21 protein-coding genes are annotated in these 20,782 nt (G+C 66.3%); 11 read left to right on the top strand and 10 right to left on the bottom strand.

What is annotated here, in order from left to right:
• Positions 1-3 precede the first annotated feature (3 nt).
• Both BLV15_RS20685 and BLV15_RS20680 read right to left on the bottom strand, forming a co-directional pair.
• A complete protein-coding gene (locus tag BLV15_RS20685; RefSeq protein ID WP_090231616.1) occupies positions 4-1,203 on the bottom strand; it encodes a patatin-like phospholipase family protein in 1,200 nt (399 codons plus the stop codon).
• A 17-nt stretch (positions 1,204-1,220) separates the two neighbouring features.
• A complete protein-coding gene (locus BLV15_RS20680; protein ID WP_090231615.1) occupies positions 1,221-2,144 on the bottom strand; it encodes a lipid A biosynthesis lauroyl acyltransferase in 924 nt (307 codons plus the stop codon).
• A 161-nt stretch (positions 2,145-2,305) separates the two neighbouring features.
• Here BLV15_RS20680 and minC point away from each other — a divergent pair, with 161 nt between their 5' ends.
• The 6 genes from minC (at position 2,306) to lpcA (ending at position 7,007) form a co-directional block, all read left to right on the top strand.
• Positions 2,306-3,046, top strand: coding sequence for a septum site-determining protein MinC (gene minC / locus BLV15_RS20675; RefSeq protein ID WP_090231614.1), 741 nt, complete (start codon positions 2,306-2,308; stop codon positions 3,044-3,046).
• A gap of 169 nt (positions 3,047-3,215) precedes the next feature.
• Entirely contained in the window at positions 3,216-4,031 is an 816-nt protein-coding gene (gene minD, locus BLV15_RS20670) for a septum site-determining protein MinD (protein ID WP_090231613.1), read from the top strand.
• Positions 4,028-4,282: a cell division topological specificity factor MinE gene (gene minE, locus BLV15_RS20665; protein WP_090231612.1), complete on the top strand. Its 255-nt coding sequence runs from the start codon at positions 4,028-4,030 to the stop codon at positions 4,280-4,282. Before minD ends, minE begins: the two co-directional genes overlap by 4 nt.
• Positions 4,283-4,407: 125 nt before the next feature.
• Positions 4,408-5,043 carry an RluA family pseudouridine synthase gene (locus BLV15_RS20660; RefSeq protein ID WP_090231611.1) on the top strand — a complete coding sequence of 212 codons (636 nt, stop codon included), beginning with the start codon at positions 4,408-4,410 and terminating at the stop codon, positions 5,041-5,043.
• Positions 5,044-5,124: 81 nt separating this feature from the next.
• Positions 5,125-6,414, top strand: a complete 1,290-nt coding sequence (locus BLV15_RS20655) for a M18 family aminopeptidase (protein WP_090231610.1) — start codon at positions 5,125-5,127, stop codon at positions 6,412-6,414.
• A gap of 8 nt (positions 6,415-6,422) precedes the next feature.
• Positions 6,423-7,007, top strand: a complete 585-nt coding sequence (lpcA, locus tag BLV15_RS20650; protein WP_090231609.1) for a D-sedoheptulose 7-phosphate isomerase — start codon at positions 6,423-6,425, stop codon at positions 7,005-7,007.
• Positions 7,008-7,055: 48 nt separating this feature from the next.
• On the opposite strand, the gene BLV15_RS20645 is transcribed toward lpcA, so the two are convergent.
• A complete protein-coding gene (locus BLV15_RS20645; protein WP_090231608.1) occupies positions 7,056-8,018 on the bottom strand; it encodes an NAD(P)H-quinone oxidoreductase in 963 nt (320 codons plus the stop codon).
• Positions 8,019-8,142: 124 nt separating this feature from the next.
• Between BLV15_RS20645 and BLV15_RS20640 the strand changes: the two genes are divergently transcribed.
• Together BLV15_RS20640 and BLV15_RS20635 are read left to right on the top strand one after the other, a co-directional pair.
• Positions 8,143-10,227 (top strand): carboxy terminal-processing peptidase, encoded by a 2,085-nt coding sequence (locus BLV15_RS20640; RefSeq protein ID WP_175534409.1) that lies wholly within the window; start codon positions 8,143-8,145, stop codon positions 10,225-10,227.
• 90 nt (positions 10,228-10,317) lie between these two features.
• Positions 10,318-12,072, top strand: coding sequence for a bifunctional diguanylate cyclase/phosphodiesterase (locus tag BLV15_RS20635; protein WP_090231606.1), 1,755 nt, complete (start codon positions 10,318-10,320; stop codon positions 12,070-12,072).
• Between the two features lie 112 nt (positions 12,073-12,184).
• Here the strand turns inward: BLV15_RS20635 and BLV15_RS20630 are convergent, their stop codons facing one another.
• The 7 genes from BLV15_RS20630 to BLV15_RS20600 form a co-directional block, all read right to left on the bottom strand.
• The gene (locus BLV15_RS20630; RefSeq protein WP_090231605.1) at positions 12,185-12,652 is read right to left on the bottom strand and encodes an SEL1-like repeat protein; all 468 of its coding nucleotides are present in this window, start codon (positions 12,650-12,652) and stop codon (positions 12,185-12,187) included.
• Positions 12,652-13,017, bottom strand: coding sequence for a hypothetical protein (locus tag BLV15_RS20625; RefSeq protein ID WP_090231604.1), 366 nt, complete (start codon positions 13,015-13,017; stop codon positions 12,652-12,654). Before BLV15_RS20625 ends, BLV15_RS20630 begins: the two co-directional genes overlap by 1 nt.
• Positions 13,014-13,337 (bottom strand): helix-turn-helix domain-containing protein, encoded by a 324-nt coding sequence (locus BLV15_RS20620; RefSeq protein ID WP_090231603.1) that lies wholly within the window; start codon positions 13,335-13,337, stop codon positions 13,014-13,016. The genes BLV15_RS20625 and BLV15_RS20620 overlap by 4 nt, the downstream gene beginning before the upstream one ends.
• Before the next feature lie 98 nt (positions 13,338-13,435).
• Positions 13,436-13,876 (bottom strand): YkvA family protein, encoded by a 441-nt coding sequence (locus BLV15_RS20615; protein ID WP_090231602.1) that lies wholly within the window; start codon positions 13,874-13,876, stop codon positions 13,436-13,438.
• A 358-nt stretch (positions 13,877-14,234) separates the two neighbouring features.
• Entirely contained in the window at positions 14,235-14,969 is a 735-nt protein-coding gene (bamJ, locus tag BLV15_RS20610) for a BamJ family beta-barrel-assembly machinery protein (RefSeq protein ID WP_090231601.1), read from the bottom strand.
• A 195-nt stretch (positions 14,970-15,164) separates the two neighbouring features.
• Positions 15,165-15,845 (bottom strand): spermidine synthase, encoded by a 681-nt coding sequence (locus BLV15_RS20605; RefSeq protein WP_090231600.1) that lies wholly within the window; start codon positions 15,843-15,845, stop codon positions 15,165-15,167.
• A gap of 68 nt (positions 15,846-15,913) precedes the next feature.
• Entirely contained in the window at positions 15,914-16,570 is a 657-nt protein-coding gene (locus tag BLV15_RS20600) for a GntR family transcriptional regulator (protein WP_175534408.1), read from the bottom strand.
• A gap of 300 nt (positions 16,571-16,870) precedes the next feature.
• On the opposite strand from BLV15_RS20600, the gene BLV15_RS20595 reads away from it, so the two are divergent.
• The 3 genes from BLV15_RS20595 to BLV15_RS20585 all read left to right on the top strand — a co-directional run bounded on the left by BLV15_RS20595 (position 16,871) and on the right by BLV15_RS20585 (position 20,775).
• On the top strand, positions 16,871-18,193 hold the full coding sequence (locus BLV15_RS20595; RefSeq protein ID WP_090231598.1) for an aminotransferase class III-fold pyridoxal phosphate-dependent enzyme: 1,323 nt from the start codon (positions 16,871-16,873) through the stop codon (positions 18,191-18,193).
• Complete coding sequence (locus tag BLV15_RS20590; RefSeq protein ID WP_175534407.1) at positions 18,190-18,561, top strand: nuclear transport factor 2 family protein; 372 nt, start codon at positions 18,190-18,192, stop codon at positions 18,559-18,561. Before BLV15_RS20595 ends, BLV15_RS20590 begins: the two co-directional genes overlap by 4 nt.
• A gap of 138 nt (positions 18,562-18,699) precedes the next feature.
• Entirely contained in the window at positions 18,700-20,775 is a 2,076-nt protein-coding gene (locus BLV15_RS20585; RefSeq protein ID WP_090231596.1) for a hydantoinase/oxoprolinase family protein, read from the top strand.
• Positions 20,776-20,782: the final 7 nt, after the last annotated feature.

Raw genomic sequence — 20,782 nt, 5'->3', positions numbered from 1 at the left:
CGCTCAGCGCGTGGACGCCTGGGCCTCGACGCTCGGCTCCAGGGCGAGAAAGCGCAGCAGTTCCGCCTTCTGCGCCATGGCATCCTGGTAGCCCAGCTCGATCAGTTCGTTGCAGTAGCCGGCCTCGAACAACAGGTAGCTGAGCACCCCCGCGCCGCTCGCCCGGGTCGCGCCGGGACCACGCAGGAACAGCCGCAACGCCGCCGGCAGCTCGCGCCGGTGGCGCGCGGCGATCTGGTCCAGCGGTTTGCTCGGCGCCACCACCAGAACCTCCACCGGTTTCAGCCCGAGGCCGCGCCGGCGGACGTCGTCCGGCACCAGCGCGCCCATGTAGTTGAGCCGCTCGAGCAGCTCGATGTCGCTTTCCAGGTTGTCGATGAAGGTGCTGTTGAGCATGTGCCCGCCGATCTGCGCCAGACTTGGCGGGCGCTGGCTGCGCGCGACGGGCGGCCTGTCGATCTGCACGTCGTCCAGGCTGCCACGCGACTTGCCGCTGACGCCGACCACCAGCACTCGCGTCGCGCCCAGGTGTAGCGCCGGGCTGATCGGTGCCGACTGGCGCACCGCCCCGTCGCCGTAGTACTCGCGGTTGATCTTCACCGGCGGAAAGATCAGCGGAATCGCCGCGCTGGCCATCAGGTGCTCGACGGCCAGACGCGTCGGCACGCCGACGCGACGATGGCGAAACCACGGATCGATGGCCGCCCGGCCCTGGTAGAAGGTCACCGCCTGCGCCGACTCGTAGGCGAACGCGGAAACCGCCACCGCGCGCAGCTGACGGCGCGCCACCGCCGCGGCGATCCCGGAAAAATCCAGGCGCTCGGCCAGCAGCTCACGCAGCGGCGCGCTGTCCAGCAACGCCACCGGCGCCGCTCCCCCGAGCCCGAACAACGCATTGGAGACGAAGCGTCCGGCCTGGCGCAGCACGCCCGGCCAGTCGCTGCGGTACACCTGGGCGCTATGGAAGCTCTGCCAGACCTGGGTGAGATTGCGGATCGCCTCGGGAAAATGCAGCGCGCCGCAGGCCAGGCCGACCGCGTTGATCGCACCGGCGGACGTGCCGACGATCACCGGAAACGGATTGCGCGCGGTATCCGGCAACAGGTCAGCGATCGCCGCCAGCACGCCGACCTGGTAGGCCGCCCGGGCGCCACCGCCGGAAAGAATCAAACCGGTGACCGGCGCGGCTTTGCTTTCACTCATGGCTCATCCTGGGGACTTTAGGAGTAGAGCTTAGGCGCCCCCGGCGGACGCGTCTTGAAACGCCGGTGCGCCCACAGGTACTGCTGCGGTAACTGGCTGACCGCCTGCTCGACCCAGGCATTGATACGCGCGCAGTCGGCCTCCTCGCTCTCGCCGGGGAAGTCCGCCAGCGGCGGGTGCAGCGTCAGCCGATAGCCACTGCCATCGGCCAGGCGTTCCTGGGTGAAGGGCACCACGCGGGCGCGGCCGAGCCGGGCGAACTTGCTGGTGGCGGTGACGGTGGCGGCGGGAATGCCGAACAGTGGCACGAACAGGCTCTGCTTGGCGCCATAGTCCTGGTCCGGCGCGTACCAGATCGCCCGCCCGGCGCGCAGGACCTTGAGCATCGCCCGCACGTCCTCGCGCTCGATGGCGGTGGCGTCGCGGTTGTGCCGCTCGCGACCGCGGCGCTGCACGTAGTCGAACACCGGGTTCTTGTGCTGGCGGTACATGCCGTCGATGGTGTGGCGCTGGCCGAGCAGCGCGGCGCCGATTTCCAGCGTGGTGAAGTGCAGCGCCATCAGGATCACGCCCTGCCCCTGCGCCTGGGCCTGCTGCAGGTGCTCGATCCCTTCTATATGGGCGAGCCGGGCGAGCCGCTCGCGCGACCACCACCAGCTCATCGCCATTTCGAAGAAGGCGATGCCCATGGAGGCGAAATTGGCCTTGAGCAGCGCCTTTCGCTCACTCTCCGACAAATGGGGAAAACACAGTTCCAGGTTGCGCGCCGCGATGCGCCGACGCGACCCCGCCAGGCGCAACATCGCTGCTCCGCCGAGGCGCCCGAGGGCGAGCAGCGCCGCGTACGGCAATTGCACTACAAGCCAGAGCAGCCCCAGCCCGAGCCAGAGCAACCAGAAGCGCGGATGGAGAAAAGCGGGGCTGAATTGCGGACGATCCATGCGGGTCTCGGGCAGCGAAGAAAGCCGGCATTCTAGCGACAAATGAGGGCCGCGCCGAAAGCCGCGCCGACGGATACGCAGGGCCGAGGGCCGCCCCGCGCTATGGCGGGGCAGCGCGTTTCCCGTTATAAGTCCTCGCGATTCAACGTTTCGGGCAAACCATGAGCCAAACCGACCTACTCGACCAAGAACCCGTGTTCCAGCTCAAGGGCAGCATGCTCGCCATCACCGTGATGGAGCTGGCGCACAACGACCTGCAGCGGCTCGACCGCCAGCTGGCGGCCAAAGTCGCACAGGCACCGGCCTTCTTCAGCAATACGCCGCTGGTCCTCGCGCTGGACAAGCTGTCGCCCAGCGAGGGGCGTCTCGATCTCGCCGCGCTGATGAGCGTCTGCCGTCGTCACGGCCTGCGCACCCTGGCGATCCGCTCCAACACCTTCGAGCACGTGGCCGCCGCCGACTCCATGGATCTGCCGGTGCTGCCACCGTCGGGCGCGCGCGAACGGCCGCTCGATCCGACCGCCGGTGCGGCGCTGGTGAAGAAGCCGGAGAAACCGGCGGAACCGGTCGCCAAGCCGACGCGGGTAATTACCACGCCGATCCGCGGCGGCCAGCAGATCTATGCCCAGGGCGGCGATCTGGTGGTCATCGCGGCGGTCAGCCCGGGGGCGGAACTTCTCGCCGACGGCAATATCCATGTCTACGGCCCGTTGCGCGGACGCGCCCTGGCCGGGGTCAAGGGCGACCCCAAGGCACGCATTTTCTGCCAGCAGCTGGCCGCCGAAATGGTCTCCGTGGCCGGCCACTACAAGGTCGCCGAAGACCTCCGCCGCGAGCCCTTGTGGGGCCAGCCGGTGCAGGTCGGCCTGGCGGGCGACGTGTTGAACATCACCCGCCTTTAACGGATACTGCCGCCACTTTTTCAGGTACCTGCAGCGGGTTTCGGCAGCCGCTCACGACGCCATCGGACGCGGTCGATCCTCACCGGCAGTCAGGACCATACAAGGGCGATTCGCAGGCCTGCGCCGGCCGCGGATGCCCACTCTTCCTTACATTTTGGGGTTAATCACCTTGGCCAAGATCCTCGTAGTCACTTCCGGCAAGGGTGGCGTGGGCAAAACCACCACCAGCGCCGCCATCGGTACCGGCCTCGCCTTGCGCGGGCACAAGACCGTCATCGTCGACTTCGACGTCGGTCTGCGTAACCTCGACCTGATCATGGGCTGCGAACGCCGCGTCGTGTACGACTTCGTCAACGTCATCAACGGCGAGGCGACGCTGACCCAGGCCCTGATCAAGGACAAGCGTCTGGAGAACCTCTACGTGCTGGCCGCCAGCCAGACGCGCGACAAGGACGCACTGACCCAGGAAGGCGTCGGCAAGGTCATCGACGAACTGTCGAAAACCTTCGAGTACGTGATCTGCGACTCGCCTGCCGGCATCGAGAAAGGCGCGCACCTGGCGATGTATTTCGCCGACGAAGCCATCGTCGTGACCAACCCCGAAGTCTCCTCGGTACGCGACTCCGACCGCATGCTCGGCCTGCTGGCGAGCAAATCGCGCCGTGCCGAACAGGGCCTCGACCCGATCAAGGAACGCCTGCTGCTGACCCGCTACAACCCGGAGCGCGTCACCAAGGGCGAGATGCTCGGCGTTGAAGACGTCGAGGAAATCCTCGCGATCAACCTGCTCGGCGTGATTCCCGAATCGCAGGCCGTGCTCAAAGCTTCCAACCAGGGCGTCCCGGTGATCCTCGACGAGCAGAGCGACGCCGGCCAGGCGTACAGCGACGCGGTCGACCGCCTGCTCGGCAAGGACCTCGCGCATCGTTTCCTGGACGTCAAGAAACCCGGCTTCCTGCAACGACTGTTCGGAGGTCGCGAATGAACATTTTTGACTTCTTCCGCGATCGCAAGAAGGAATCCACTGCATCGATCGCGAAGGAGCGTCTGTCGATCATCGTTGCCCACGAACGCGGCCAGCGTACCCAGCCGGACTACCTGCCCGCCCTGCAGAAGGAGCTGGTCGAGGTGATTCGCAAGTACGTGAACATTGAACAGGATCAGGTTCAGGTCGCACTGGAAAGCCAGGGCAGCTGCTCGATCCTTGAGCTGAACATCACCCTGCCGGACCGCTAAATACATTCGGCTTGCTGCGCGGGCCTCTAGCTCGCAGAGCCTGGGATGGATTTTTGTCCAAGTTGAACGAATGGCGGCCGCCGAGGCCGCCTTTTGTTTTTTATCGCCCAACCCACAGAACGCCCATGCCGCTTAGCCAGATCGAAATCGTCCACCAGGACGCCGCCCTGCTGGTCATCAACAAGCCGACCCTGCTGCTCTCCGTCCCCGGCCGCGCCGATGACAACAAGGATTGCCTGGTCACCCGGCTGCAGGAAAACGGCTATCCCGAGGCGCTGATCGTGCATCGCCTGGACTGGGAAACCTCGGGCCTGATCGTGCTCGCCCGAGACGCCGACAGCCACCGCGAGCTGTCCCGCCAGTTCCACGACCGCGAAACGGAAAAAGCCTACACCGCGCTCTGCTGGGGTCAGCCGGAGCTCGACAGCGGGCGCATCGAGCTGCCGCTGCGCTACGACCCGCCGACCAAGCCTCGCCATGTGGTCGACTTCGAGCAGGGCAAGCACGCCCTCACCTACTGGCGCGTGCTGGAACGCTTCGAACGGCACTGCCGCGTCGAGCTGACGCCGATCACCGGGCGCTCGCACCAGTTGCGCGTGCACATGCTGTCGATCGGCCACCCGCTGCTGGGCGACCGCCTCTACGCCAACCCAGAGGCGCTGGCCGCGCATGAACGCCTGTGCCTGCACGCCAGCATGCTCAGCCTCAGCCACCCGCACACCGGCGAGCGCCTGCGCTTCGACTGCCCGGCTCCGTTCTAGAGGCCAGGGGCCCGCGGCGCCGATGCCGAGCGGGCCGCGCAAATACGATAGACTCGGCGACATTGCCGTCCGGAGTCCGTTATGCGCGAACAGCTGAACCAGGGTCTGATCGATTTTCTCAAGGCCTCGCCCACGCCTTTCCACGCTACCGCCAGCCTGATCAAGCACCTGGAAGCCGCCGGTTTCCGCCGCCTCGACGAGCGCGAGACCTGGCACACCGAAGCCGGCGGTCGCTACTACGTGACCCGTAACGACTCCTCGATCATCGCCATCCGCCTCGGCAAGCAGGCCTCGGAAGACGGCGGCCTGCGTCTGGTCGGCGCGCACACCGACAGCCCCTGCCTGCGGGTCAAGCCGAATCCGGAGCTGCAACGCCAGGGCTTTCTCCAGCTCGGCGTCGAAGTCTACGGCGGCGCGCTGCTGGCGCCCTGGTTCGACCGCGACCTGTCGCTGGCCGGGCGCGTCACCTTCCGCCTGGCCGGCAAGGTGGAAAGCCAGCTGATCGACTTCAAGGTGCCGCTGGCGGTGATCCCGAACCTGGCGATCCACCTCAACCGCACCGCCAACGAAGGCTGGGCGATCAACGCGCAGAACGAACTGCCGCCGATCCTCGCCCAGGTCGCCGGCGACGAATCGGTGGATTTCCGCGCCCTGCTCGCCGACCAGCTGAGCGAGGAACACGGCATCAGCGCCGACGCCGTGCTCGACTACGAACTGAGCTTCTACGACACCCAGGGCGCCGCCGTCGTCGGCCTCAACGGCGATTTCATCGCCGGGGCGCGGCTGGACAACCTGCTCTCCTGCTACGCCGGCCTGCAGGCATTGCTGGCGGCCGAGGGCGAGGAAAGCTGCGTACTGGTGTGCACCGATCACGAGGAAGTCGGTTCCTGCTCGGCCTGCGGCGCCGATGGTCCGATGCTGGAACAGACCCTGCGCCGGCTGTTGCCGGACGGCGAGCGCTTCGTCCGCAGCATCCAGAAATCCCTGCTGGTTTCCGCCGACAACGCACACGGCGTGCACCCGAACTACGCCGACCGCCACGACGCCAACCACGGCCCCAAGCTCAACGCCGGTCCGGTGATCAAGATCAACAGCAACCAGCGCTACGCCACCAACAGCGAAACCGCCGGCTATTTCCGCCACCTGTGCCTGGAGAACGAAGTGCCGGTGCAAAGCTTCGTGGTACGCAGCGACATGGGCTGCGGCTCGACCATCGGCCCGATCGTCGCCGGCCACCTCGGGGTGCGCACGGTGGACATCGGTCTACCGACCTTCGCCATGCACTCGATCCGCGAGCTGGCCGGCAGCCACGACCTCGCCCATCTGGTGAAGGTGCTCAGCGCCTTCTATTCCAGCCACGATCTCCCCTGAGAACCCTGATGATCGAACACATCCGCTACAGCCTCGAAGAAGCCCGCACCGCGCTGGATCGCTTCATCGCCAACGACCAGGCGCTGCGCAGCATCGAGCGCGCCGCGCAGTTGCTGGTGGAAAGCTTCGAGAACAAGGGCAAGGCGTTTTCCTGCGGCAACGGCGGCTCGATGTGCGACGCCATGCATTTCGCGGAAGAACTCACCGGGCGCTATCGCAACAACCGTCCGGGCATCGCCGCGGTATCGATCAGCGACGCCAGCCATATCAGTTGCGTGGCCAACGACTTCGGCTACGACTACATCTTCTCGCGCTACATCGAGTCCCACGGCCGCGCCGGCGACGTGCTGATCGCCATCAGCACCAGCGGCAAGAGCCCGAACGTGCTCAAGGCCGCCGAAGCCGCGCGGGCGCTCGGGGTGAAAGTGGTGGCACTGACCGGCAAGCCGGGCTCGGCGCTCGAAGACATCGCCGACGTGTGCATCTGCGCCCCGGGCGGCGACTACGCCGACCGGGTGCAGGAGCTGCACATCAAGGTCCTGCACATCCTCATCGAGCTGGTAGAGCGCAAGTTGAGCCCGCAGAACTATTGAGTTCGGCGGGCCGGATAGCGGACGGCGGGAGAGCCCGGGCGGCGCCGGTCAGCTCAGGCTGGCGTCGATCACCAGCGCCAGCTTGCCGTTGACCGTATTGCCCGCCAGTTCCGCGTAAGCGGCGGTGGCATCGGTGATCGGGTAGCTGCGCGCCAGCTCGGGGCTCAGGCGACCTTCGGCGAACAGCGGCCAGACGTGCTGCTGGAGGTCGAGCAACAGCTCGGCCTTGTAGTCGTCGTCGCGGTTGCGCAGGGTCGAACCGATCAGCTGGACGCGCTTGGCCAGCAGCTTGCCGAAATCCATCTCGGCCTTGCGCCCGCCCATCATGCCGATCGTCACCCAGCGCCCATCGAGTGCGATGAGGTCGAGGTTCAGGGTGGCGTACCCCCCGCCCACCGGATCGAGGATGGCGTCGTAGGGCCCGAAATCGCGCAGGTTGTCCAACCCGTCATGGCGCAGCGCGCCACCCTGCGCACCCAGCGCCTCGCAGTGCTCCAGACGCTCGGGCGAGCCGACGCTCACCCAGCACGGATTGCCGAACGCCTTGCACAGCTGGATCGCCGCCGAACCGACGCCGCTGGCGCCCGCGTGGATCAACACCTTCTCGCCGGGCTGCACCGCGGCCAGCTTGAACAGGTTGAGCCAGGCAGTGGCGTACACCTCCGGCAGCACCGCCGCCTCGAGCAGGCTCATGCCTTCCGGAACCGGCAGCGCGTGGCGCCCGTCGATCACCACCTCTTCGGCCATGCCGCCGCCCGCCAGCAACGCGCAGACGCGATCGCCGACTTTCCATGGACTGCCGGCGCCCACTTCGCTGATTACCCCGGCGCATTCCAGGCCGATGACGTCGCTGGCGCCCGTTGGCGGTGGATAGTGCCCGGCCTGCTGAAGCAGGTCCGCGCGGTTGAGTCCGGCAGCCGCCACACGGATGCGGATCTGCCCCACGTCACATTCCAGAGCGGCGCGTTCGGCCCACTCCAGGTTCCCGTCGATGCCTTGCAATGCCTTCACGCTGCCTCCATAGTGGCTTCAACCGAGCCGGCAACCGGCTCCGGCGTTATGCCCGGTTCGATTGAACCGGCGCCCGTATTGACGACCTAATATGCGTCATCACTTGCCCACACGTCGAATCAGCATGAAGCGAACCCTTACCCGCACCACCCTTGCGTTATTGATAGGTTTCAGCGCGCTGCCGCTGTGGGCCAAGACCACCGCCCCCCACAGCTGGGATACGCTGCAGCCGGATCGCGAGCAGGTGATCGCCAGCCTGAACGTGGTGGAACTGCTCAAGCGTCATCACTACAACAAGCCTCCGCTCAACGACGAGCGCTCGGTGAAGATCTACGAGGGCTACCTGAAAGCCCTCGATCCGGCGCGCAGCTACTTCACCGCCGGCGATATCGCCGAGTTCGACAAGTGGCGCACGCAGTTCGACGATTTCCTCAAGAGTGGCAATCTGGATCCGGGCTTCGCCATCTACCGCCGCTACCTCGATCGCCTCGAGGAACGCCTCAATTTCGCCCTGGCGATGCTCGACAAGGGCGTCGAGAACATCGACTTTAGCGTCGACGAAGACCTGCTCATCGATCGCGAGAAGGCCCCGTGGGCGAAGAACACCGCGGAACTGGACGACCTCTGGCGCAAGCGCGTCAAGGACGAAGTCCTGCGCCTGAAGCTGGCCCACAAGGAGCCCAAGGCGATCCAGGAGCTGCTCACCAAGCGCTATCGCAACCAGCTCGCGCGCCTGGACCAGACCCGTGGCGAAGACGTGTTCTCGGCCTACATCAACGCCTTCGCGCAGACCTACGACCCGCACACCAACTACCTCTCGCCGGATAATGCGGAAAACTTCGACATCAACATGAGCCTTTCCCTCGAAGGGATAGGCGCCGTGTTGCAGAACGACAACGACAACGTCAAGGTCGTGCGCCTGGTGCCGGCCGGCCCGGCGGAGAAGAGCAAGCAGATTTCCCCGGCGGACAAGATCATCGGCGTCGCCCAGGGTGACGACGAGATGGTGGACGTCATCGGCTGGCGCCTCGACGAAGTGGTCAAGCTGATCCGCGGACCGAAGGGCTCCAAGGTTCGCCTGGAAGTGATTCCGGCGAGCAACGGGCCGAACGACCAGACCAGCAAGGTGGTGTCGATCACCCGCGAGGCGGTCAAGCTGGAAGAACAGGCGGCGAAGAAAAGCGTCCTGAAACTCGAGCACGCCGGGCGCGAGTACAAGCTCGGCGTCATCGAGCTGCCGGCCTTCTACCTCGACTTCAAGGCCTATCGCGCCGGCGATCCGGACTACAAGAGCACCACACGCGACGTGAAGAAGCTGCTCGGCGAACTGCAGCAGGAGAAAGTCGACGGCGTGGTCATCGACCTGCGCAACAACGGCGGCGGCTCGCTGCAGGAAGCCACCGACCTCACCGGCCTGTTCATCGAGAAGGGTCCGACCGTGCTGGTGCGCAACGCCGACGGACGCGTCGACGTGCTCGCCGACGAGAACCCGGGCGCTTATTACACCGGACCGATGGCCGTGCTGGTCAACCGGCTGTCCGCCTCGGCCTCGGAAATCTTCGCCGGCGCCATGCAGGACTACCACCGTGCGCTGATCATCGGCGGGCAGACCTTTGGCAAAGGCACCGTGCAGACCATCCAGCCGCTCAACCATGGCGAGCTGAAGCTGACGCTGGCGAAGTTCTATCGGGTTTCCGGCCAGAGCACGCAGCATCAGGGCGTGTTGCCGGATGTCGACTTCCCGCCGGTGGTGAACACCCACGAGATCGGCGAAAGCTCGCTGCCCGAAGCCATGCCGTGGGACAGCATCCGCCCGGCGATCAGCGCCGAGCGCGATCCGTTCGCGCCGTTCCTCGCCGAACTGCGCGCGCGCCACGAAGCCCGAGCCGCGAAGAACCCCGACTTCGTCTTCACCCAGGAACGCTTCAAGCTGGCCCAGCAGCTGATGGACGAGAAGACCGTCAGCCTCAACGAGGCCAAGCGTCGCGCCGAGCAGACCAAGGTCGAGGGCGAGCAGCTGGCGCTGGAGAACACCCGCCGCAAGGCCAAGGGTGAGGAGCCGCTGAAAGAGCTCAAGCAGGAAGACGAGGACGCCGTCCCCAGCTCGGAGGACAAGACCAAGCCGGAAGACGACGCCTACCTGCAGGAAACCGGGCAGATTCTTCTCGACTACCTCGGCCTGAACACCGCCGTGGCGAAGAAGGACTGAGCCTGTAATACGGCGGTAACACGAGTGTCGTGAAATGGAGGGGCCGGCGTGAAAGCCGGCCCTTTTTCATTTCCGTATTCGAGACCTACGATGCCCGTCACCGAGCAAGCCAGCGCACTGGGCCTGATCCTCGCTCAGGGCGATCTGCACAGCCTCTTTCAGCCGATTGTCTGCCTGTCCGAACGGCGCATCCTCGGCTACGAAGCGCTGAGCCGGGGCCCGTCCAACAGCCCGCTGCATTCGCCCCTCACGCTGTTCGCCGCGGCCCGCCATGCCGGCCGCCTGAGCGAACTGGAACAGCTGGCGCGCAGGACCGCCTGCCAGGCCTTCCGCGACCTGCAGCTCGAAGGCAAGCTGTTCCTCAACGTTTCCCCCGAATCACTGCTCGAGCCGGCGCATCAGCCCGGACGCACGCTGAAGCTGCTGCAAAGCCTGGGAATACCGCCGAGCCAGGTGGTGATCGAACTCACCGAGCAGGCGCCCATCGACGACTACGCGCTGCTCCAGACCGCCCTGCACCACTACCGCGCCATGGGTTTCTCGATCGCCCTGGACGACCTGGGCGCCGGTTACTCGAGCCTGCGCCTGTGGTCGGAACTGCGCCCGGACTACGTGAAGATCGACCGTCACTTCATCGACGGGATTCACCAGGATGCGGTGAAGCGCGAGTTCGTCGAATCCATCCTGAAGATGGCGAAAGTCTCCCGCGCCCAGGTGATCGCCGAAGGCATCGAGCTGATCGAGGAACTGAGCGTGCTGGCCGAGATGGGGGTCGATCTGGTGCAGGGCTACCTGCTCGCCCGGCCGCAGGAAAACCCGTCGCGCGACGCCCGCGCGCTGTTGCCGCGACTCGGCGCGGCGCTGAGCGCCGAAGAGGAAGAGGCGCTCGCCACCCTGCTGATCGAACAACAGGCGGTGGACCAGGAAACCACCATCGGTGAGGTGCTCGAGGCGTTTCGCCTGCAGGCCAACCTGAACTCGCTGGCGGTGCTCAACGGCGCGCGCCATCCGGTCGGCATCGTGCACCGCCATTCCCTCTCGGACGCCCTGCTCAAGCCCTTCGCCACCGACCTGTTCGCGCGCAAGCCGATCAGCCGGCTGATGGGCGACGACTTCCTCAGCGTCGACCTGCGCCAATCGTTGCAGCAGGTGAGCCGGCTGCTCACCAGTCGCGCGCGGCAACGCATCGAGGAGGATTTCATCATCACCGAGGACGGCGAGTACCGCGGCCTTGGCCGGGTGATCGACGTGCTCAAACTGATCACCGAGCAGAAGATCCAGCAGGCCCGTCACGCTAACCCGCTGACCCTGCTGCCCGGCAACGTGCCGATCCAGCAATGCCTCTCGCGCCTGCTGCAGCAGGAACGCGAGGCCGTGATCTGCTATGTCGACATCGACAGCTTCAAGCCCTTCAACGATCTCTACGGCTACGCCCGTGGCGACGAGGTGCTGCTTTGCCTGGCGCAGTGCCTGTGCGAACGGGTCGATCCGATGCGCGACTTCGTCGGCCATATCGGCGGCGACGATTTCCTGCTGGTGCTGGGTTCGGCGGACTGGCGTCTGCGCCTGCAGCAGTTGCTCGAGGACTTCCAGAGCCAGTGCCGGCGTTTCTACCGGGAGGAACACCTGCAGGCCGGCTGTTTCGTCGCCCACGACCGCCAGGGCAAGCGCCAGGAGTTTCCACTGCTGTCGCTTTCCATCGGCATCGTTCACCTGCGCCCGGAAGCCTGCTCACGCCTGGACGCCACCCAGCTCGCCGACCTCGCCTCCGAAGCCAAGCGCATGGCCAAGGCGGTGCCGGGCTACAGCCTGGAAATAATCGATACCCTGCCGCTGGCGGGGTAACACGAGGGACCCGTATCGAACGGGGCGGAGCGAGGAAGCGGGTGGAAGAAGAGGAACGAGAGGCCTGAATGGCGAACGCGGCCTTACGCATCCACGCAAGGCCGAGAAAGATTCAGAGCCCGAGTTCGCCCGCGCGGCCCGCGTAGCGCCCGGCCAGGTCGGGGTCGGCGGGCAGCCCTTCTCCACCCTGTCGATAGAGTTCGGCGAGCCGATGCGCCGCCAGCGGGTGACCGTTCTCGGCGGCCAGGGTCCACCAGCGCGCGGCCTCGCGGCCATCGGGAGGCTGTCGTGTGGAACCGGCCAGGCTGCTCACGCCGAGCTGATAGGCGGCCTTCGCGTCACCGGCGCGGGCGGCCAGACCGAGCAGCCTCAGGCCCTCCTCGCGCGCCCCCAGGCCCTGGCCGCGGAACAGCAACAGGTGCCCGTAGAAGCTCTGCGCCTGGCGATCGCCCAGATTGGCCATCCGCGCGTACTGCCCTTCCATCCAGTGCCAGGCGCGCGGCTGCGCCACCCACCAGCGCCAGCCCAGCAGTTGCCGGGCGAGCCAGTAGCCCGCCCTGGCGCGCAGTTTCCACAACATCAGTTGCCCTCCGGGTAGTCGAACTCGAAAACACGGGCGACTTCCGCCGCATGCCAGGAGGCCGCGGCGACACCGTCACACGGTCCGCTGAAACGCCCCAGGCGCACCGCGCAGTCGAAGAACCCCGGGCGCGGAAGACGGCTGGCGCCCTGGCTGATCACCAGCGCGCTGCGCAGCGGGCGCTCCGCCTTGGCGTCGAGGGCCGCCAGGTGTTCGAGCGCGGCGGTCAGGGTCTGCATCGCCGGAGTCGGCAGTTGCAGACGCTCGACCAGCGCGCGGTAGGTCACCAGGTGGCTCTGTCGACGCGCATCCGCCAGTTCGGCGAGCAACGCCTGCCAGTGCTGCTGGGAGATGCGCACGCTCACGGCGCGGGGGCCTCTTGCTCCTGCGCGGCCTTGCCCAGCACGAACGCCAGGGAACGGCGGATCGCGGCGTCCGGCTCGCGCTCGCCGCGCTCGATCAACTCGAGGTAGGACGGGCTGATGCCGACCTGACGCGCCAGTTGCTCACGGCTCAGCCCGAGCGCCTCACGCCGGCTGGAAAGCTGCGCGAGGCCATCCCCGGATTCCGACACCGCTGTCTGCTCGCTGGGCCGCCCGGCGGCGGCGAGCAACGCCTGGTATTCGGCCCACGGCACGACGGCGTATTCCGCCTCGCCGTCACGGCTGATCACTTGCACGCTCATGGGCGCTCCCCCTCTGAAGATCAGCGACGATCTTAACAGGCGACGGGCGGAAGCGGTTTCGACACTGACTGAGGGCGGCCGGGGCGATCGGCGACGGCTCATCGTTCCCGACGGATTTCCTCGGACGATGGCAGCCGTTCCAGTTCTGCCCGCTGGGCGGGAGACTGGGTATCGCGCCACAGGCGGAACGCGTCGAGCTCCTTGCTCCAGGTGCGGGTGACCCAGGCGAGCACGGCGAAGTCGTCGAGCAGGCCGACCCCGATGAGAAAATCCGGAATCAGATCCAGCGGCGATAGAAAGTAAGCCAGCGCCGCCACCGAGGCGAGCAGTGCCTGCCGGCTGACCGCGCGGTACTCGCCACGCCAGTAGGCCAGCGCAAGCGACTGAAGCACGCGCAGGTCGTCCGTCAGGCCACCCGTTCGCCTGTCCTTCCGCGCGCCTTTGCGAGCCACCGCCAGCAGCAACGCGGGTAGGCGACCACGCACCAGAATGCGCTCAGCGATGGGCAGGTAGCGTGCAAGATTCAACGGCATTTTCATCCTGACTCCTCGGCAGACCGCGTGCCCGCTGGGCTGGCTGGGGTTACCCACAAAAGCTGTGGATAACTATGTGAACAGATTATGGATGGCTGGGCCAAAAGCCCGCCTCATGCGGCTTCCGCTCAGATCGAACAATTTTTAAACAGCAATAAAATATCAATAAAATCAGCAGGTTGTGATCGCACTGGAAAAGTGCGAAGGGGTTCTCGACGCTCCGCTTGTAATCGTCCAGGCAGTGTGCATAACCGTAACAGCCGCCTCGTTCCGTACCTGTTCAGACTGCCCAGTCGGGTGGCGGTTCGTTACCCTGGAAACGACAACGCCCCGCAGAGCGGGGCGTTGGTCGGTAACGCGGAGGTTACTTGGTTTCGGCGGGCTGCTCGGCGTCGCTCGGAGCCTGGTTAGGGTCCTTGATCGCCAGCAGTTCCAGCTCGAACACCAGCACCGAGTTGGCCGGAATCATCGGGCTCGGGCTCTGTGCGCCGTAAGCCAGTTCGCTGGGGATGTAGAGCTTGAACTTCTCGCCCACATGCATCAGCTGCAGACCTTCGACCCAACCCGGAATCACGCCGTTGACCGGCAGATCGATCGGGGTGCCGCGTTCGATGGAGCTGTCGAAGACCTTGCCGTCGATCAGCTTGCCTTCGTAATGAACGGTGACGACGTCGGTCGGCTTGGGCTGGGCGCCGTCCGCCTTCTTCAGCACTTCGTACTGCAGGCCCGACGCGGTGGTGGTCACACCTTCGCGCTTGCCGTTGTCTTCGAGGAATTTCTTGCCGGCCTTGGCGTTTTCTTCGCCAACCGTCTTCATGCGCTCCTCGGCGCGTTTCTGCAGGGAAGCGAAGGCTTCGATCAGCTCTTCGTCCTTCAGGCGCGGCTCTTTCTTGCCGATGGCATCTTCGATGCCCTGGGCGACGGCTTTGGAGTCCAGATCGTCCATGCCTTCCTGAGCCAGGCTTTTGCCCATGTTCAGGCCGATGCCGTAGGAGGCCTTCTGAGCCGGCGTTTCCAGTTTCACGCTGGTCTGCGAGTCGCAGCCGGCCAGAACCAGACCAACCAGGGCCATCGCTGCCGCCAACCGATGTTGTCTCATGCTATTTCCTTAACCTGCGCCGTAGTGGGCAATCGAGTGAAGGCGCGAGCTTAGCAGGCCGTCGCGATCACTGGCTACCGCGATAGGAGGCCGAAAAAGGCGATAAGTTCGCGTTCGCAAAAAGGAATTTTCAGCGCCGCCAGCCCAGTAAAACCGCCACATGGCGGGTTGCCGCAGGGCGAACGGGACGAGTGATCAGAGCTTGCTGGCGATCCAGATGGTGTGGCGCGGGCCACGGTTGCCGTGGGCGAAAACCTGCACCTCTTCGGCCTTGAATCCCGCCCTGGAGAGCCGCTCGGAGAATTGCCGGTCGGCGCTGGCCGACCATACGGCGAGCACGCCGCCTTTGCGCAGCGCCTTCGCGCAGGTGCGCAGGCCTTCCATCGAGTACAGCCAACTGTTGGATTTCTGCGTGAGCCCCTCGGGACCGTTGTCGACGTCCAGCATGATGGCGTCGAAGGCGCCGGGACCGGCCTTGAGGATCGCCGCGACGTCGTCGTTGAGCACCTTTGAGCGTGGATCGCGCAACGGATAGCCGGACTTTTCGCCCAGCGGACCGTGGTTCCATTCGATAACGCCCGGCACCAGCTCGGCCACCTGCACTTCCGCGTCCTTGCCCAGGTGCCTGAGCGCCGCGGCCAGGGTGAAGCCCATGCCCAGGCCGCCGATCAGCACGCGCACCTGGGGCCGGCCGGCCACGCGTTTGCATGGGATTTCCGCCAGCGCGTCCTCCGAACCGTGCATCCGCGTGTTCATCAACTGATTGCCGCGGCCACCCTCGAACTTGATCACGAAGTCTTCGCCGTACTCGAACAAGCAGAGGGCGCCGCCGTTGTCGGGGATGGGCGTGGTATCGAGGAGGACGAAGCGTTTCATGGCGGACTCGAAGCGGTGCGGGGGGCCGGCATGATCCGGCGCGCCGCCGCGGGCAAAGTCGAGATCGATCAGGCGTTTTGCGGGTAGTCGAGCAGATCCAGCGGATTGCCGTTGAGCCGTGCCAGCAGGTCGCCGACCGTGGAAAGAATGTGCAGGCGCATCTCCTCGGCGGCGCGACGGTCGTCGCCGGACTCGATGGCGGCCAGCAGGGGTTCGTGCTCGGCGGCTACGCCCAGCAGGTCCTGATGCGAGGTGTTGTCCAGGGCGACGGCCATCAGCAGGCGGCCGCCGAGGCTGCGGAACAGCTCGATGGCCAGCTGATTGCCGCTGTGCTGGCAAATCTCCGCATGGAAATCCAGCTCGTGCCGCGCCACCAGCATGGTGTCGCCCTTCTGCGCCGCCTCGTCCATTAGCGCGACCAATTCGCGCAGGCGGTCGGTGGACATGCCGCGCAGCGTCGCCAGGCGAATGGTCATGGTCTCCAGGGCGAGGCGCACGTTATAGAGGTCGATGATCGCCGCAGCGTCGAGCACCTTGACGGTGGCGCCGTGGTGCGGCCGCTCCTCGATCAGGCCGTCTTCCACCAGGCGGCGGATGGCCTCGCGAACCGGCGCCCGGCTGGTGCCGAACTCCTGCGCCAGCTGGGTCTCGATCAAGCGCGAGCCGATGGGCAGGTCCCCGACGATTATCAGCTCCCGGATACGCTCGTAAGCCAGGTCGGCCATGCGTGTTCGATGCAGCGGCATGGCGCTGTCGGATCTTTCGGGTGATTCAAAGGAAGCCATCGGATTCTCCGGCCGGCGAGGTAACGATTAAAAAGACCCTAACACAAGGGAGGAGATAGCTCACTCCGACCTCCGTCGGAAATGCCCGAACGCCGCATTGAGGGCTCTAGGACGCGGCTTACGAAAGGAAAAGGCGAGCCTAATAGAGGGCAATGATAGAAGGACACAAAAAAATTGTCGACAATATACAGTCGACATGAAATGCTATGTCCATATACCGATCCCGAGGAAGGCACGGGCATGGGCAGGTTGATCCAGACAGGGCTGAACGCCGGCGAACAGCCGAGCTTCCGCATCGTTGGCGGCGAAGGAGTGTACTTCTTCCTCGCGGACGGCCGTCGGGTCATCGATGGCAGCAGCACCGGCGGCCCGCTCGGCCATGCCTACCCGGACATGCAAGACGCCCTGCGAAGGGCCGCCAGTGCCCCGGTGGTCAGCGAAGGCTGGGCCTGGGGCGAGCGTGAAGCCGCGGCGGATGAGCTGATCGATATCGCCTTCGCCGGCGAACACGACTGGGTCGGTGGCGTGCGCTTCTTCCTCAGCGGCAGCGAGGCCAACGACCAGGCGCTGTCGCTGGCCCAGGTGCTCAGCGGGCGGGCGCCTTTCGCCGCCCGCGAGCGCGCCTATCACGGCCTCACCGGTCTGTCCCGCGACGCCACTCTGCAGCCGCACTGGCATGGCGGCCTCGCCTCGCATCATGGCGGCACCCGGCCGACGCCCTGGCGCGTAGCGGTTCACCAGTTACCCGCGCCGGTCGGCGCCAGCTACGGCGGCGATGTCTGCGTGCCGTCGCTGGAGACGCGCCTCGCCGGCGTTCCGGCGCAGCTGGCCGACAGCGCGGCGATGATCATCGACTACACCCAGGGCGGCATCTATCACGACGCCGACTATCAGGACCGCATGGCGGCGATGGCCCGCGCGGCCGGCTGCCTGTGGATCGCCGACGAAGTGGTGACCGGCCTGGGCCGCAGCGGGCGCTGGTTCGCCTTCCAGGGCGGCGACAGCCGTCCGGACATCGTCACCCTAGGCAAGCCATTGGCCGGTGGCGCGGCGCCGGCCGGCGCGGTGGTGCTCTCGAAGGACGTGATGGAGCGGCTGAAAGACAAGTCCTGGCAGAGCTACAGCACCTTCCGCGGCCACCCGAGCATGGTCGCCGCGGTACGCGCCTATTTGCGCGTGGTGGTGCGCGAAAAGCTGCTCGAGAGAACCGCGCATCTGGAACAGGTGATGAAGCGCCGCCTCGGCGAAATCGCCGCCCGCCATCCGATCATCGCCCGTGTCGACGGCCGTGGCCTGCACTGGACCATCGAGCTGCACGGCCCGGACTGGCGCGACTGGCGGGCCGACACCCTGGAACCCACCCTCGCCTCGCGCGTAGCCGAACGCGCGCTGGAAGCCGGTGCCCTGATCGGCACCAGCGGGGAACAGACCTCCCTGTTCCTCGCGCCCGCGCTGATCATTTCCGACAGCGAACTGGAAACCCTGCTGGCCGCACTGGATTACGGCCTGGAACTGCCGCATGAAGCGGCCGTCGAGCAATGCATCAACGGAGCGATCGCATGAGCACACCCAAGAGCGAACTGCTAAAGGTCATTCAGCGCTATTTCGACGCGCTGTATTTCGGCCGTTCGGACTGGTTCAACGAGATCTTCCACGCCGAGGCGCGGCTGTTCTCGTCCACGGACGATGAATTCATCATGCTCGACCTGCCGCTGTACCTGGAGCGCATCACCCGCCGGGAAGCGCCCGCGCAGCGCAACGACCCGCGCGTCGACGAGATTATCAGCCTGGAAATGCCGACGCCGACCACCGCCCACGTGCGCGTGCGCGACCTCTACCTGCCGCAGAGCTTCGTCGACGACATGACGCTGATCTTCCTCGGCGACACCTGGAAGATCGTCTCCAAGGTCTGGCACTACGAAGCGGCCTGACCGCTCCCCTGCTCATCCCTCCCCGCCGGAAACGGCGATACCGTTCAGCGCCTGCTTCACCCTGGCGCGGAGACGGCCCTGTTTTGCGCGATACTGCATTCCTCGTCGTGGCCGCGACTAATGAGAGGGATCATCAGCATGTACAGGATTTCCGTGGATACCGGCGGCACCTTCACCGATGTGGTGGTGACCGACAGCAGCGGTGGCTACACCATTGGCAAGGCCCTCACCACCCATGCGCGCATCTTCGACGGCATGCGCGAGGCCCTCGGCGTCGCCGCCGAACAACTGGGGCTGGGCGTCGAGGCGCTGCTCGGCGCGACCGATCTGTTCATCTACGGGACCACGCGGGCGACCAACGCCATCGTCACCCAGCGCGTGGCGAAGACCGCGCTGCTGGTCACCGAAGGTTTCCCCGACATCCTCGTGCTGCGCGAGGGCGGCAAGCTCAACCCCCACGACTTCAGCCGCGACTACCCCGAGCCCTACGTCCCGCGCCGCTACACCTTCGAGGTGCGCGAGCGCATCCGCGCCGATGGCAGCGTGTCACGCGACTTCGACGAGGCGCAGGCGCGCGAGGTGATCGGCCAATTGGCGCGGCACGACTTCGAGGCGATCGCCGTGTGCCTGCTCTGGTCGATCGCCAATCCGGCGCATGAACAGCGCCTCGCCGCGCTCCTCGACGAACTGCTGCCCGGCGTGCCCTACACCCTTTCGCACCGCATCCTGCCGGTGATCCGCGAGTACCGCCGGGCTTCGGCCACCAGCATCGACGCCTCGCTCAAGCCGCTGATGCAGCAGCACCTGAGCGGGCTGGAGCGCGACCTGCGCGCGGCCGGTTACGCCAACGACATCCTCGTCTCGACCACGCTGGGCGGCTGCATGAACGTCGCCGAGCTGATCGAGGCGCCGATCCACACGGTGAAATCCGGCCCGGCCATGGCGCCAGTCGCCGCGGCCGCCTACACGCGCCTGGAAGACCTCGGCAGCAACGCCATCGTCTGCGACACCGGCGGCACCACCTTCGACGTCGGCCTGGTCCGCGACGGCAACCTCACCTACAGCCGCGACACTTGGCTCGGCGGCCTGTGGAGCGGCCACCTGCTGGGCATTTCCTCGGTGGACATCCGCTCGGTCGGCGCCGGCGGCGGCTCCATCGCCTGGTGCGACGAGGGCGGCCTGATGCGCGTCGGCCCGCAGAGCGCCGGCTCCGATCCCGGCCCGGCCTGCTACGGCCGAGGCGGCGAGTTACCGACGGTGTCGGACGCCGCCTGCGTGCTCGGCTACTTCAATGCCGGGGCCTTCCTCGGCGGGCGCATGCGCCTCGACGTGGCGGCCGCGCGCCGCGCCCTCGCACCGCTGGCCGAGCGTTTCGGCGCCAGCATCGAGCAGACCGCCTACGACATCATCAGCCTGGCCAGCGAGCTGATGATCAAGGCGATCCGCGAAATCACCATCGCCGAGGGTGTCAATCCGAACGAAAGCACCCTGGTCGCCGGCGGTGGCGCGGCCGGCATCAACATCCTGCCGATCGCCCGCGAGCTGGAATGCGAACGCGTGGTGCTGCCCAAGGCCGCCTCGGCGCTGTCCGCCGCCGGCATGCAGTTCGCCGACATCCTCAAGGAGGAAACCGCGAGCCTGGTGACCACCTCGAACCGCTTCGACCACGCCGCGGTGAACCGCACCCTGGGCGAACTCGAAGGGCGCCTGCTGGGCTTTCTCGAGGGCCTAGGCGCACAGGCGCAGGACAAGGCGCGCCTCGAGTTCTTCGTCGAGGCGCGTTACTTCGGCCAGATCTGGGAGCTGGATACGCCGCTGCCGTTCAGCCGCATCGAGGATGCGGCGGACGTCGAACGGCTGGTCGAAGCCTTCCACCAGGTGCACCAGCGGGTGTTCGCCATCGACGACCGCGCCAGCGCCGTGGAATGCATCAACTGGAAGGCGCGCCTGACCGTCGCCCTCTCCTCGCCGCTGGTGCAGAGCCTCGCCCGCGCGGCGCAAGGCGAGGACGCGCCGGTGGCCGCCTACCGGACCTGCCACTTCGACGCTGGCGTCAGTATCGAAACGCCGATCCATGCCGGTGCCGACCTGCTTCCCGGCCACCACGTGCAGGGCCCGGCGATCATCGAGGAGCCGACCACCACGCTGGTGGTCTATCCGGGCATGTCGGCGCGCGTCAGCGACGCCGGCAACTACATCCTGAGCTACCAGTGAGGACGCC

It is taken from the genome of Pseudomonas kuykendallii, assembly GCF_900106975.1.
Lineage (GTDB): Bacteria > Pseudomonadota > Gammaproteobacteria > Pseudomonadales > Pseudomonadaceae > Pseudomonas_O > Pseudomonas_O kuykendallii.
This window is presented reverse-complemented; position numbering and strand designations above follow the sequence as displayed.

Bases quoted from the DNA above. Each gene is read 5' to 3' on its own strand.
- minE (WP_090231612.1), top strand. From the start codon at position 4,028: ATGAACATTTTTGACTTCTTCCGCGATCGCAAGAAGGAATCCACTGCA.
- BLV15_RS20620 (WP_090231603.1), bottom strand. From the start codon at position 13,337: ATGAGCGTGCAAGTGATCAGCCGTGACGGCGAGGCGGAATACGCCGTC.
- BLV15_RS20585 (WP_090231596.1), top strand. From the start codon at position 18,700: ATGTACAGGATTTCCGTGGATACCGGCGGCACCTTCACCGATGTGGTG.
- minC (WP_090231614.1), top strand. From the start codon at position 2,306: ATGAGCCAAACCGACCTACTCGACCAAGAACCCGTGTTCCAGCTCAAG.
- BLV15_RS20680 (WP_090231615.1), bottom strand. From the start codon at position 2,144: ATGGATCGTCCGCAATTCAGCCCCGCTTTTCTCCATCCGCGCTTCTGG.
- BLV15_RS20600 (WP_175534408.1), bottom strand. From the start codon at position 16,570: ATGGCCGACCTGGCTTACGAGCGTATCCGGGAGCTGATAATCGTCGGG.
- BLV15_RS20640 (WP_175534409.1), top strand. From the start codon at position 8,143: ATGAAGCGAACCCTTACCCGCACCACCCTTGCGTTATTGATAGGTTTC.
- lpcA (WP_090231609.1), top strand. From the start codon at position 6,423: ATGATCGAACACATCCGCTACAGCCTCGAAGAAGCCCGCACCGCGCTG.
- BLV15_RS20685 (WP_090231616.1), bottom strand. From the start codon at position 1,203: ATGAGTGAAAGCAAAGCCGCGCCGGTCACCGGTTTGATTCTTTCCGGC.
- BLV15_RS20655 (WP_090231610.1), top strand. From the start codon at position 5,125: ATGCGCGAACAGCTGAACCAGGGTCTGATCGATTTTCTCAAGGCCTCG.
- BLV15_RS20630 (WP_090231605.1), bottom strand. From the start codon at position 12,652: ATGTTGTGGAAACTGCGCGCCAGGGCGGGCTACTGGCTCGCCCGGCAA.
- BLV15_RS20635 (WP_090231606.1), top strand. From the start codon at position 10,318: ATGCCCGTCACCGAGCAAGCCAGCGCACTGGGCCTGATCCTCGCTCAG.
- bamJ (WP_090231601.1), bottom strand. From the start codon at position 14,969: ATGAGACAACATCGGTTGGCGGCAGCGATGGCCCTGGTTGGTCTGGTT.
- BLV15_RS20605 (WP_090231600.1), bottom strand. From the start codon at position 15,845: ATGAAACGCTTCGTCCTCCTCGATACCACGCCCATCCCCGACAACGGC.
- BLV15_RS20595 (WP_090231598.1), top strand. From the start codon at position 16,871: ATGGGCAGGTTGATCCAGACAGGGCTGAACGCCGGCGAACAGCCGAGC.
- BLV15_RS20660 (WP_090231611.1), top strand. From the start codon at position 4,408: ATGCCGCTTAGCCAGATCGAAATCGTCCACCAGGACGCCGCCCTGCTG.
- BLV15_RS20615 (WP_090231602.1), bottom strand. From the start codon at position 13,876: ATGAAAATGCCGTTGAATCTTGCACGCTACCTGCCCATCGCTGAGCGC.
- BLV15_RS20590 (WP_175534407.1), top strand. From the start codon at position 18,190: ATGAGCACACCCAAGAGCGAACTGCTAAAGGTCATTCAGCGCTATTTC.